The sequence below is a fragment of the Streptomyces sp. NRRL WC-3618 genome (assembly GCF_001280005.1).
GTDB lineage: Bacteria > Actinomycetota > Actinomycetes > Streptomycetales > Streptomycetaceae > Streptomyces.
Map to the genome: position 1 here is coordinate 1 of NZ_LGDW01000090.1, position 13,074 is coordinate 13,074.

Sequence of the window (13,074 nt, forward strand, 5' to 3'; positions counted from 1 at the left end):
GAGGCGACACCCGGGCCCTCGGCCTGCACAGCCTCAACCCACGGCACAAAAACGGTCCACCAACTCCGTCGGCGGACCGTCACGAAACTTCGAGGCTAGCCCCTCTCAGCCCACCTCCGAGACGAGAAAACCCCGCCTGACCTGCGTGTTCTCCCAGCCCCATTCTCTCCCGATTGTCGATTCGATTCGTTTTCTCTGGCGGAACGCGTCGGCTGAGATTCGCTTACGAGGAACGGTCTGAGCCGCAGCTTCAAGGGGCAGGCGAGGGCCTTGTGGTCCTTTCTGGGATTCCGTTTGTCTGTGAGGAACCTGTGGGCGCTGTTCGCGCGTGCTCTGGGATGTCGGCCATGGCACGGTGGAGTGGTGTCGTGCCGCACGCGGTGGTGGGTGATGTCGTCGCGTCCCTGATGGGTCATTTCCTTGCCGTTTGGAGACGGAGCCAAACCCAAGGCGATGATCTACTGAAAGGATGGTCAAGGACGTGAAGGTGAAGGGCAGTTGATGGGTGAGGAGCCGCGTGTGACCGGCATGATCAACGGGAGATTTCATCTGCTGCCGCAAGCGGAAAAGCGCCAGGGCGGTATGTCTGAGGTGCGCAAGGCCGTGGATGTCCTGAGCGCGGAGGGCGCGTACGCGGCGGTGAAGCTGCTCAAGCGGCGCGACGACGAGGAGAGCACGCGGATCTTCCTCGACCGCGAGACCGCCTCGTTGCGAGCGCTGACCCATCCGAACATCGTGCGGATGCTGGACTCGGGCTGGGATGAGGGGCTGGAGCAGTACTTCATCGTCCTGGAGTGGGTCGACAGAAGTCTGAAGGATGAGATGAGCGGGGGCCGGCCGCTGGACTGGCCAGCCTACTTCACCCGGATCGGGCGGCCGTTGGCATCTGCTCTCGCCTACGCTCACGAGCAGCGGGTGGAGCACCGGGACATCAAGCCCGGAAACGTCCTCCTGACGAGTGACGGCACGGTCAAGCTCGCCGACTTTGGGATCGCCAAGGTCGTAGAGACGGCGGCGTCTGCGACGGACCACACGGTCGCTGACTACGGTTCCAGCCTGTACAAGCCGTTGGAGAAGAGCAGCGTTGGCTGGGTCAGGGACGTCTACGCGTACGCCGTCCTGGCCATCCAGGTCCTGTCCAACAGCAAGGCCCGCGACTACCCCGGACTGCTGTCCGCGCTGGACGAGCTGGAGATAGACACCGATGTCCGCGCGATTCTGAAGTCCTGCATCGACCTCGAACCGCAGAAGAGGCCGGCCAACGCCATCGTGCTGGAGCACCAGCTGCTGGAGGCGGAGCGACGGTGCGGCAACCGTGACGCGCGGCAGCGCAACTCGGTGTGGCTGAAGATGACCAAGAGCGTCGCAGAGAAGCTCGTCACCGTGCCGGAGGGGGAGGAACTGAGCCTCGACCAGGTCATGGCGCGCGCCAAGTCGGAGGTGACGTCCGATATCGCGGGCGCGGTGCACGTTGACTACGGCTGGAACCCGGCCACGAAAGAGGTCGATACTGAGACGGTGCGGGTCTTCGGCCGGAAGCTGTTCCTGCGCATGGTTCTCGACGACAACAACTCCGACCGGTGCGTCATCGTGTCCGCGGAGGAGCGGCCGGAGGAGTGGCTGGCGAAGCGCCGGGAGTCTGCGCTCAAGCTTGATCCGATTCTGAGCTGGACCTTCTACGATCCCGGCGAGGACCCGGCCAACCGCGGGCTGAGCGTGCTGCTGGCGGGCCTCGGCACGCATGTGGAGACCCGCGAGGAGAAGGGCCGTGAGGACCGGAGGCAGAACCTCGGGGACCTCTTCGACGGCTGGCGGCACGTCCTGGAAGCCCGCGAGGAGATCGCGGCGAACGGGCGGCAGCCCGTCGCCTACGACAGGACGGAGGGTATTTCGTACACGCGGTCCTTCCGCCTGGGCGCCACCGAAACGGTGGTGGAGATCGGCGACGAGTGGTCGGTCGTGGAATACCCCTACAGTCGGCCCATCGACCGGGGTGTCGTCACCGGTCGGACCGAGGACACCGTCCAGCTCCGGATGACTCGTGCCAAGACGGCACTGCCGCGCCGCGGTTACCTGCTGCCCTTCCTCGGTCCCAGTCAGAGCGCCATCAACAGGCAGCGCGATGCGCTGTCCATGGTCGCCGCCCAGCAGAGCAGCAACCCCCATCTGGGCAAGATCATCGAGAATCCGCAGGAGATGCCGGTCCTGCCTCCGGTCGAGGTCACCTCCTGGGTCCGCGCCGACCTCGACCAGAGCAAACGGGATGTCGTCGTGCGCGCGTTGGGGACGCAGGATCTGGTGCTGGTCGAGGGCCCGCCTGGCACCGGCAAGACCACGGTGATCGCGGAGATCGTCGAGCAGACCCTCAGTCGCAAGCCGGACGCACGGATCCTCATCGTCAGCCAGACCCACATCGCCATCGACAACGCGCTGCGCCGTCTAGAGGAGGCGGGTATCGACGGTCTGGTGCGCCTGGGCCGCCCCGACGATCCGCGCATCGATCCCGCTGCGCAAGCGCTGCTACTGGACCGGCAGGTCAAGAAGTGGACGCAGAGCGTTCGGGCCCGGGCGGAGAGGCACCTGGAAGCGGTCGCGACCCGGCAGAAGCTGGAGGCACGGCACCTGAAGGCGGCACTCCTGCTGGAGGAGGCCGCCGCCGTCGCCACCGACCTCGCGCACGTCGAGGCCCGGCTCGCGGAACTGACCTCTCAGCCTCTGCCCGACCGCACCACCTCCGCAAGGGAACTGGGAGAGGAAGCGGTCACTGTCGGCGCCCGCCGGGAGACACTCCTCGAACAGCGCGTGGTCCTGGTCGCCGAGATCCAGAGCGCCCTGGACGGTGACCTCACCGTGCGCGAAGCCATGACCGCGCGGGAGTGTCGGGACGCCGTCGAGGCCCTGTTTCCGGCAGCGGGCCCCGGACCGGACCTCATGCGGCTGCTGCGCCTGCAGGGCGAATGGCTTAAGCGGATCGGCAGCGACCCGCACCTGATCGCCAGTTTCCTGCGGACCCGGAACGTGGTGGGCGGCACGGCCCTGGGCTTCTTGGGGCACCCGGCAGCACGTACCCTGGACTTCGACCTGTGCATCTTCGACGAAGCGTCGAAAGCGACCGCGACTGAGGCGTTGGTCCCGCTGGCCCGTGCGAAGCGGTGGGTGCTGGTGGGAGACACCAGGCAGCTCCCGCCAATCGACGAGGACCTGCTGCGCAACGGTAAGGCCATGGAAGACCACCAGCTGACTCCGGAGATCGTACAGACGACGCTGTTCCAGCACCTGGCGGACAATACACAGCCGCCGGTCAAGCACCTGCTGCGCGAGCAGTATCGGATGATGCCCGCCATCGGCAACATGATCAGCAGCTGCTTCTACGACAATGAGCTGCTCTCTCCCAACCCGCACGAGCTACCGGGATACAGGGGCATCAACCGGCCTGTGCTCTGGATGGACACCAGCTTTCATCCGGGGCGGCGTGAGACGGAGCGGTCCGGCATCGAGACCAGCGTCTCCAACCGGCTCGAGGCGCAGCTCGCGGAGAAACGTCTGGAGGTCATCGATTACGCGATCGGGAAGGGGGTGGTCCAGCCGCCCGGCGGCAAGCCCCTGGAGGTTCTGGTCATCGCGCCCTACGGCCGTCAGGTCGAGACGCTCAAGAAGCAGCTGGCCAAGAAGAAGCTGAGGCACTTCACGCCCGAGGTGCTCTCCGTCGATGCCGTGCAGGGCCGCGAGTGCGACCTCGCGGTCTTTTGTGTGACCCGCAGCAACTCCGACGGCCGGTTCGGGTTCCTGGGGCAGCCCTACTGGCGGCGCATCAACGTCGCCCTCTCCCGCGCCCGGTTCGGGCTGATCATCATCGGGGACGCCGGCTTCTGCCGCAGCAAACCCGGCGCCCTGCGCAACGTCCTCGACTACATGAGCAGCCACCCGGAAGACTGCGAGATCCGCGATGCCAACGTTCAGTGAGGACAGCCTGCTGGCCGTCCGTTTCGGAAATGCCCGCACTGGCTTCGACCTCGTCGGCATTGTCGACGCGGCCCTGCCCGTCGCCCGAATTACCGCCGAGGTCCTCGCCCAGGACAGCAAGGACATCCCCCTGCTGGAGGAGTACGTCCTGCGGCTCGTCGACCAAGGGGAGAGGACACCGGAATCCATCGCCGGGTTCCTCGGCCTGGACGTAGCCATGGTCAACCAGACCGTGGCGGTCCTCTTCGGCTCCGACGACCTGCGCTGGACCGCTCCCGTCCCTGGCACAGCGCCCGTTCCGCGGCTGCGCCTGACCGAGAAGGGCCGCTTCACCGCGACGAAGGCGGCTGCCATCGTCCCGGTCCGGGTCAGCCAGTCCCTCGTCTTCGACCAGATGCTGTGGCGGGCCTCCCCGTACAGCCGCCGCAGCACCATCGCCCGGGACGTGGCCACCGAAGCCGGAATGATCATTCTGCCCGCCGCGCGGTCCGGTCCCGTCGAGGACGGCGAGGTGACCGCCGAGGAGATCACCACCCTCCTTCAGGAGAACGGCAACACCACCCGCGAAGTCCTGCAGGTCAAAAGCATCGTCCAGACCCGGAGCCGTCACGTCCTGCCCGTCAAGCTCCTTGTCTACGCGGACGCTGAACGCGCTGACATCGAGCTCGGTGTCGTCATCGACGGCGAACTGAGCGACCGTCACGAGATCGAACTGATCGGCTTCGGCGGCGCCAAGGGCCTCGGCATCAACGTAGAGCCCGAGCCTGAGCGCCCCCTGCTGGAACCCGACCTCGAGAAGGCCCGGATCCCCCTGCAGGAAGTCACCCAGAAACGCGCAGAGCAGGCCGCTGTTCAGCTCAACTCCCCGGCACCTCTCCCCTCAGAGCCGGAGGACCGAGAGAGGCAGGCAGAGGAGATCCGCGCAATCGGTGTTTTCGAGCACCCTGAGCTCCTCGACGAAGCCCTCACCAGCGCCCGGAAACGCATCCTGATCGTCTCGCCGTGGATCACCGGCGCGATCGTCACCACGGCATTCGTCGGCAAGCTGGAACGCCGACTACAGCGGGGCGTGAAGGTCGACATCGCCTACGGCTACGACGACAGCGAGAACAGGACCGACCCTAATGCCATCAGAAGGCTCAACAACCTCGCTGCGCGATACCACGAGAAGCTGCACGTGGTACGCCTCAAGAGCAACCACGCCAAGATCCTCCTCTTCGACGACGCCTGGGTGACCACTTCCTTCAACTGGCTCTCCTTCAAGGGCGACCCGGACCGTACCTACCGCGTGGAGGAGGGCACCCTGATCCGGAACAGGTATAAATCAGACATTTACTATACTCGCTACCTCGAACTCATCGACGACAACCGCCGATAGGCTCGCACCGCAGAGCCCTGCCTACTCGGAGCCGGCTCCCCGACCCTTGGGCCGGGAGGGTAGATGGGAGAGGCTGTCCGGCTGGCAACAGACGCAGGTGGAGGCCGCTGCGAAGACGGAGCCGGCCCGCTTGGCAGCGGTTCGTAGCCGTCGGAGCGGGCCGTCTCAGTGGTCGACCTGCTGCCGAGTGTGACGCTGAGGATATAGACGCCAATGGGCGGCATCGAGGTCTTGGTTGGGGCGGCTCGCGAGGCGGTGCGCCCGCACGGCGTATCCGCCGGCGAGGACCAGTGCGCGCAGGGAGCCGAAGGCGATCACATTCGCCAGGAGTCGCGTATGCAGCTCCGGCGCGTCCGTCACGTGACTGCCCGGCGGTGGGAGGCGAGCTGGGGGAGGTGTCTTCCCGCACGGTGCGACCGACGAGGGTGCGCAGCACTGGCCACATCTGGAGGATTAGACCCTGGTTGAGGTGGTGGGGCAGATCGCCGCGCAGGACGGCGCGGTACAGGCCCATGTACTGGCGAGGCTTGCTCATTGTCGTATGCTCCACGACCCCCTGGGTGGGGCCCCGCAACTCGTCCAGCGACTTCGGCAGGCGCCGCCGGAACTTCTCCCGGTACAGCGCGAGGTCCTCGGCGTCCGCTCCCGAGAGGCCCCTGGGTGCGGGTGTGGGGTGCTTTGGGCTGGAGGACATGACTCCAGTACGGCGGCCGGAGGAGTGGTGCAGGTCAGGATGTGCGAACCGGTGTCCGGAATGAGCGTAGGCGGGCTAGTGCAGGGGAGCTGGCCGTGGCAGCCCGTTCCGCCCGGAAGAGGAGGGATGGACTGTTGGCCATGACGCTCGTTTGACGCTCTGGGCGCCCGCAGGCGGGGAAGCGAACCAATAAATGGGCTCTGACCTGGTCTTTTCCGAGACCCGCTCAAGCTGACATCTTTCCTGTGACGCACAATGTGGAGTGTGTCGCGATCCTTGAACCGGTCGCTAAGGGGTCCTGACCTGCGGTTTCGCCTGTGCGCATTATGTGCGGTGTGGGCGTTACGGGCGATATCTTGACGCTGAAATGACGCTCGTGACGCTCTTTCTGATGGGGTTTCAGGTCGCGTTCTCTGCTGTTCAGGACACCTCTCGGGCAGGTGGCGGACAGAGCATGCTGGGCGGCGCTTTCCGCCCGAGGGATTATCGATGTGCTGGTTGGCCCGCAGCGGTTCGTACGGACCGGCGGCAGTCGTGGCGGAGCACTTCCGCAGGGCGGTGTGCTCCTCATCGTTGGGGAGTTCGCGGGCAAGAGTGCAGCGGACGCGGGGGCTGGCGTCGGCCGCAAGGTGGGTGCCGAGGTGGGCTGTTGCTGCTGTCTGGTCGGTAGTGCACCAGAGGTGGGCAGCCAGGGCGCGGATCCAGAGTGAGGAGTGCCCGGCTAGAACCAGCAGTGGGAGGAGATGTCGGCTGCACGGGAGTTGAGCGAGAGCCTCCACGATGAGGCTCTCCGCCGGTCCGTCTGGCTGGGCAAGTAGCGGAAGGGCGATTCCGATGAATTCTTCTCCATCGCCAATGGCTACCCGAAACTCTTCACCGCCCTGGCGCGGCCGGGCTGTGATCAGAATGTCGTCGACCTTGCTGAACTGGCTCGCCTGGAGCTTGATCTCCACCGGTACGAGCACCGGGTCGCCGAGTTCTTCCAAAGTATCGCCGGTCAGCAACGAGGCGAGAAGAACGGCGGCGTAGCGATGCTCCAGGACGGTTCCGCCGCCTGTCGAGTACGGCGAAACTCCCGCAGCAGCGGCCGTGTCATCTACCGGGATCACCAGCTCAGACGGCATCGCCCTGCTGGACCAGGCGGCCGAGCGGTGCGGGATGCACCTGGAGAGGTCCTGGTGGACCAGGGCTTCAAGGACGCCGTGATCATCCACGGGGCGGTGAAGGACATCACTGTCGAGGCGGTCCGCTGCAACCCCGGCGACGAAGGCAAGGGCTTTGTCCCGCAACCGAAGCGGTGGGTGGTCGAGCAGGTCAACAACGGCACCCTCATGCTGCACCGGCGCCTCGCCCACTCCTACGACCACCGGCCCGACAACGCGGCCTCACGCGTCTGCTGGGCCTCCACCGCCGGCATGCTCCGCCGCCTCACCACCCCTGCCCCGCCTGGCGGGACGACATGGAACTGGCCGCGTGAACGTCCACGAACTCCTGCGGCTGCTGCAGACCGAACACGACGAGACCACCGCACGAGCCGACCACCTGCGCGAACAGATCGAGCGGCTCACCACCACCCTCGCCGAGACCGAAGCCCGCCTGGGCGAGCTCGCCGCCACCCGCAAGGTCATCGACGGCCTCACCACACCTGACCACGCAACGGCCCCCGCGGAGACCGCCACCGCGACCGTCTACCAGCGCATCGTGACCACGTTCAACGACCACCCCGGGAAGGTGTTCCGCGTCCGTGAGCTGCCCGAACACCTCGGCCTGCCCACCGACGAGCCCTCGGTCAACGTCACCCGCTCCCGCCTGGGACGACCCGTCCGCCAGGGACTCCTCGAACAACCCGGACGCGGCCACTACCAGAAGCGGACTTAAAGCCCTCTGAAAACGCTCAAGGAATCAACAACTGTCGCGCGTTCAAATCCTGTCTTCCCGACGGACCCACGCGAGCGTCAGCAGCCGATCGGTGAGGAGCCCAGGGCCACGTCGTCGAACCAGAGAGTGTCGTCCCCGGTGCCGTAGCTCTCCCACCCCAGGCGCAGGCCGGTGGGGCGGGGAGGGGTCCTACGGGCGAGCCACTGCCCGTCGACGTTCTGGGTCGGCACCCCGTCCACGTGCAGTCCGGCGACCTCCCGGTCGTCGACCCATGTGCGCATGGACTGGGCGGTGGTGTCGATCTGGAACCGCAGGCACAGCCACCGGCCGGTCGGCAGCGGCGTGCTGAGCGCGACCCCCGCCGGGCTCTGTTCCGGCAGTGTCGCGTCGTCGCTCTCGCGGTTCCACTGCAGCGCGCCGTTCTGCCCGCCGACGCGCAGCGCCCTGCCGCCCTGTGAGGCGTCCGGCATGGATACGAAGGTGACGTGGTTGGTGGGCAGGGCGGTGGTGTGCCGGACCCGCATGCGTACGTACACCACGGGTCCGACGGAGGACAGATCGCGGGTGGAGGCTGCGAAGACGTGGTTGCAGTAGCCGGCGCCGCCGTCGACGCGCAGCGACCTGGTGCCGCTGTAGGCGACGGACGTGTCGACGCTGACCTTCCCCGTGCCCTGGCAGTCGGGTGCCGTGGTCTGCCAGGGGCCCGAGGGCACGGTGCCGGTCTGGTCCTCGAAGTCGGAGCAGATCGTCGCCCCGGCGCATTCGGCCGGCGCCGTGGCTGTCGCGGTCGCTGTCGGTGAGGCGGTCGCCGTCGGGGTGGGACTCGCGGTTCCGCCGCACGGCGTGCCGTTGAGGGCAAAGGCGGTGGGAGCCGGGTCGGCGGTGCGCCAGGTGCCCTGGAGCCCGAAGTCCACGGACCCGCCGGCGGCGAGCACGGCATTGTGCGCGACGTTCACGGCGGTCATCGCGCTGCCCGACTGGGTGACCTGCGCGTTCCAGGCGGACGTGACCTGCTGGTCGCCGCCGTAGGTCCACTCCAGCCGCCAGCCGTTCAGGGCGTCGCCGAGATTCGTGACGCGGATCTGGGCGGTGAAGCCGCCGGACCACTCGTTGGTGGTGTACGTGACCGTGCAGCCCGTCGCCGCGCCCTGTGCGCGCGACGTCGCGATGGCGGGAAGGGCCACTGCCACCACGGTCAGCACCAGTGCCCAGAGCGGCAGGTGGTGGCGGCGCACGCGTAATGAAGTCATGGCCGTGATCATCTCCGAGAGTCAGGACGGGGTGCAGGAGAGTGGGCCGAGGTCTCGGTCGTCGCCGTTGAGTGTCATCCCCCAGGTCGTCGACGTGCCGGCGCCAGGGAGCCGTTGTAGGAGGCGTTGTGAACGGTGAGCACTGGAACACCTCACTTATGGGAGCGCTCCCATAATCTCCGTATCCGGGGACTGTAGAAGAGGGCCATGACCCTGACAAGGGGGCGCGTTCCCGTCGGAGTTTTCGCCGTGCCCGGGCCGAGGCGTGTCCGGGCCCGGACAGAGGTGGAGTCAGTCGAGTCGTAGGCCGGGCCGGGTTCCGGCGTCGGGTGTTGTCCGGGCACGGTGAGTCCGGCGCTTTGAGCTCCGGGTTTGTCCATCCTGAAGGTGTAGGTCAGGCGACATACGGCCTCGTTCGGTGCGTCCGGCAGCAGATCCGGGTCGTGAGGCCCGATGCTCGCGTCCCCCAGGAGAGGACACGGCTGCCTCTCGGCGGATCTGAAGGCGTGGGCCAACGGCGTACCGCGCTGCCTCCGGTGGTCCACAGGTCGTGACCGTCCGGAGTCACGTGCGCGGACGTGAAGTCCTCGCCGGGCGCTTGGAGTTGGTAGACGGGTAGCGGGCGGTTGCCGTTGGTGGGCCACAGGGCTGCGGTGCCGTCGCTGACGAGCTGGCCGCTCTTGCGCCGTTGCGGGTGGTGGTCAAGGCGATGACCGCTCGGGTGTGGAGGGCGGCCGACTCGCCGACGGACTAGCTGTTCTGTCCCGAGAGGTTGTGGACGGTGACAGGGGTCACGGCTGATTGATCTTGAAATGGGTGAGGGCCTTCTGGCCTGGTGTGGATTGCGACATCTCCACCAGCAACAGAAAGGCCCTCGTGCCCCACCGTAATGCACCCCTGACCGAGACCGGACGGCTGCGCCTGGCCCGCTGCGTCGTCGAGGACGGCTGGCCGCTGCGCCGGGCTGCCGAACGCTTCCAGGTCTCCGCGACCACGGTCCAGCGGTGGGCCGACCGCTACCGCCGACTCGGCGAGGCAGGCATGGCCGACCGCTCCAGCCGCCCCCACGCCAGCCCACGCCGCACCCCGACCCGCACAGAACGGCGGATCATCAAGGTCCGCGTGCTGCGCCGCTGGGGACCGGCCCGCATCGCGCACCTGCTCGGCCTGGTGCCCTCGACCGTGCACCGCGTGCTCACCCGCTACCGGCTGGCCCGCCTGACGCACCTGGACCGCACCACCGGCCGTGTCATACGCCGCTACGAACGCGACAGGCCAGGCGAGTTGGTGCACGTCGACATCAAGAAGCTCGGCAACATCCCCGACGGCGGCGGACACAGGATCCTGGGCCGGCAAGCGGGCCGCAAGACCCGCTCCAACGCCGGCTACAGCTACCTGCACACCGCCGTCGACGACCACTCCCGCCTGGCCTACAGCGAGATCCTCACCGACGAGAAGAAGGAGACCGCCACCGGCTTCTGGACCCGGGCCCAGGCGTTCTTCACCGCGTGCGGGATCACAGTCGAACGTGTTCTGACCGACAACGGAGCCTGCTACCGCTCACGCGACTGGCGAGACCTGCTGGCAACGGCCGGGATCACCCACAAGCGCACCCGGCCCTACCGGCCCCAGACCAACGGCAAAGCCCCTACCGCGCGGAGACCGAACGACGCGAGGCATTCCCCCAGTGGCTGCACACCTACAATCACCACCGCGGACACACCGCCCTCGCAGGCAAACCACCCGCCAGCCGCGTCCCCAACCTCACAGGGCAGTACAACTAGCCGTCGAACGCGGATACTTCGCACCCGCTGACGAAGTCGATCCCGACTGCGTGCCGAACCCGGCTCAGGTCGCCCGTCTGCTTGCCGCCGTCAAGGCCCTACCGGGCCGTGGCCCTCACCTGTACGCCTTCTTCGGCTGCATGTACTACGCCGCCATGCGTCCGGCGGAGGTCATCCACCTGCAGAAATCTCAGTGCCGCCTGCCAGCGAGCGGCCTGGGGACTTCTGAACCTGAAGGGTGGTGTGGTGACTGCAGGTAAGGAGTGGACAGATGACGGCGCCGTCCATGAGATCCACTCCCTGAAACGCCGAGCAGCCAAGGCCACGCGGCCGGTTCCTATCCCACCAGTGCTCGTCCGCATGTTGCGCGAGCACATACGAACCTTTGGCGTGGCACCCGACGGACGTCTCTTCCGCAACGCAGCGGGGAACTACATCGATGCCTCGGCGTACGGCATTACCTGGGGGAGAGCGCGTGAGGCCGCTCTTGCCCTTGACGAGCACGCCCTTGAGCTGGCGAAGCGCCCCTACGACCTACGCCACGCCGGGCCAGTCCCATTCAGTCTCAGTAGTTCTCACTGGCGGATGGCGCGTGGGGTGATCCCGGCGAACGCAGCGGCATCACCGATCTTGACCTGCCGGGGAGGCGTGAGGGAGGGGTACATCGCAGACAGAGCCTTTCGTGCTGTGGTGCCCCGACCCCACCACATGCCGCTACGGCATGTGCAACAACCCCATCCAGGTGCCACCGGAGCCAGGCCCTAGCCCCGGACTTGGTAGGTCACCGTTTCAGGTCTTGGGACTGGGGCTGACCGGCTACGGGGCTGCCTCGCGGAAGAGGGTCAGGAGGGCGTGCGCCTGCGGGGCGCCCGCGTCGAAGAACTGCGTGGCCAGTGCGGGTGGCACCGCAGTTCCATGCATGCGGACTTCATGGCAGCTGAAGCAGAACGCCGCCTCGAACAGCGCCAGGTCGAGAGTGTCCGCGTACGCCCGGATGCTCCAGCCCGGCGAAAAACCGCAGCGGTGCTGCTCGCTGCCGGGCAAGCTCTCGATCAGGGCCAGGACGCTGTCTGCCTCGCTCCCGATCCAGTGGGCACCCGCCCTGCCGGGATATGGGGCGCCCCGCATTGTCGGGAGTTCGGAGATCCTTACGACCTCCAGCAATACAGCGGTGGCTACGGCTTCGGCGGGGAGCTGCATGTGCGTAGTCTGCCCGCGCCCAGCACCGGGGCGTGCACCTGCCTTTGAGGACGGTGATGTCTGTGGCACCGGCCTGTGCTGACGCGCCGGTCGTCGTACGCCGCCGCCGTCAGTAACCGTGCTCAAAAGGGACCGGCTCTCGGACTCACGGGCCAGCTGAAGCGCTCAGTCACAGGTCTGTGGCCAGCGGGTTTGTCCAATGTCGGTGTTGAGGAGGTCGAGGAGGTGGAGTTGGACGCCGCGGGTGATCTGGACGGTGGGCGGGTCGGTGACATGGCCGATCCGCAGGGTGAGTTCGCCCCGGGAGTGCGAGGCGCAGTACCCGTATCCGGCCCAGCCGGCCATGTCCGACCGCTTCACCGTCGGACGCGAACGGCCGCACTCCACCGGCGTGGAGTCGACGATCCAGCGGTTGTCGAACCAGAAGTCCGTATCGACGGCCAGTAACCGTATTGCCTTCTTGACCAGCGGCAACGCGGCCCGAAGCCGCTTGTTCCAGCCCGGCTGCCTGGGTACGTACGGGAACATCCTCCCAGCCGGGAGTCCACGAACCGCAGCCAGCGTGCCTCCGAGGTGAAGCCCAGCAGGGCCTGGGCGACGGCAAGGGTGACCAGCTCGGAATCCGTCAGCTGCGGCGGTCGGCCAAGCCATCGGGTACCTCCGATCTCGTCGTCGATCTTCACGTACAGTGCGGTCAGCAGGGCGTCTAGGTTGTTCGTCACACAACGAACTTGGACGCCCTGTCCGCGTTCCCGGACACACCGTCAGCATTCGGAATGACTCGTCTAGGTGCAATACCAGTGATTTAGGTGATTTTCCGGCGGGTCAGTCTGGCCTTGGTCGGCCCGACCAGGGTCATGCGGGGAGTGTCCGGCCGGGGCGGATTGTGATGCTCGGCGCGTTTGAGCTTCCAGTTGGACATCTTGC

The 13,074-nt window shown here is 66.9% G+C and carries 5 protein-coding genes and 3 pseudogenes; 5 read left to right on the forward strand and 3 right to left on the reverse strand.

What is annotated here, in order from left to right; genetic code table 11:
• Positions 1-528 precede the first annotated feature (528 nt).
• The 4 genes and pseudogenes from ADL01_RS11740 to ADL01_RS11750 all read left to right on the forward strand — a co-directional run bounded on the left by ADL01_RS11740 (position 529) and on the right by ADL01_RS11750 (position 7,913).
• Complete coding sequence (locus ADL01_RS11740) at positions 529-3,963, forward strand: serine/threonine-protein kinase (protein ID WP_234354596.1); 3,435 nt, start codon at positions 529-531, stop codon at positions 3,961-3,963.
• Positions 3,947-5,341, forward strand: coding sequence for a phospholipase D-like domain-containing protein (locus ADL01_RS11745; RefSeq protein WP_053741889.1), 1,395 nt, complete (start codon positions 3,947-3,949; stop codon positions 5,339-5,341). The genes ADL01_RS11740 and ADL01_RS11745 overlap by 17 nt, the downstream gene beginning before the upstream one ends.
• A gap of 1,813 nt (positions 5,342-7,154) precedes the next feature.
• Positions 7,155-7,512: pseudogene (locus tag ADL01_RS47480) on the forward strand (IS5/IS1182 family transposase); the annotation flags it as partial.
• Positions 7,509-7,913 carry a PspA/IM30 family protein gene (locus tag ADL01_RS11750; RefSeq protein ID WP_053741890.1) on the forward strand — a complete coding sequence of 135 codons (405 nt, stop codon included), beginning with the start codon at positions 7,509-7,511 and terminating at the stop codon, positions 7,911-7,913. The pseudogene ADL01_RS47480 and the gene ADL01_RS11750, both read left to right, overlap by 4 nt.
• A 77-nt stretch (positions 7,914-7,990) precedes the next feature.
• Here the strand turns inward: ADL01_RS11750 and ADL01_RS11755 are convergent, their stop codons facing one another.
• Positions 7,991-9,163 (reverse strand): cellulose binding domain-containing protein, encoded by a 1,173-nt coding sequence (locus ADL01_RS11755; protein WP_053741893.1) that lies wholly within the window; start codon positions 9,161-9,163, stop codon positions 7,991-7,993.
• A gap of 876 nt (positions 9,164-10,039) precedes the next feature.
• On the opposite strand from ADL01_RS11755, the pseudogene ADL01_RS11760 reads away from it, so the two are divergent.
• A pseudogene (locus tag ADL01_RS11760) lies at positions 10,040-10,947 on the forward strand (IS481 family transposase).
• 816 nt (positions 10,948-11,763) lie between these two features.
• Here ADL01_RS11760 and ADL01_RS11765 read toward each other — a convergent pair.
• Entirely contained in the window at positions 11,764-12,147 is a 384-nt protein-coding gene (locus ADL01_RS11765; protein ID WP_053741891.1) for a hypothetical protein, read from the reverse strand.
• 246 nt (positions 12,148-12,393) lie between these two features.
• Positions 12,394-12,869, reverse strand: a pseudogene (locus ADL01_RS11770) (IS982 family transposase); the annotation flags it as partial.
• Between the last annotated feature and the right edge of the window lie 205 nt (positions 12,870-13,074).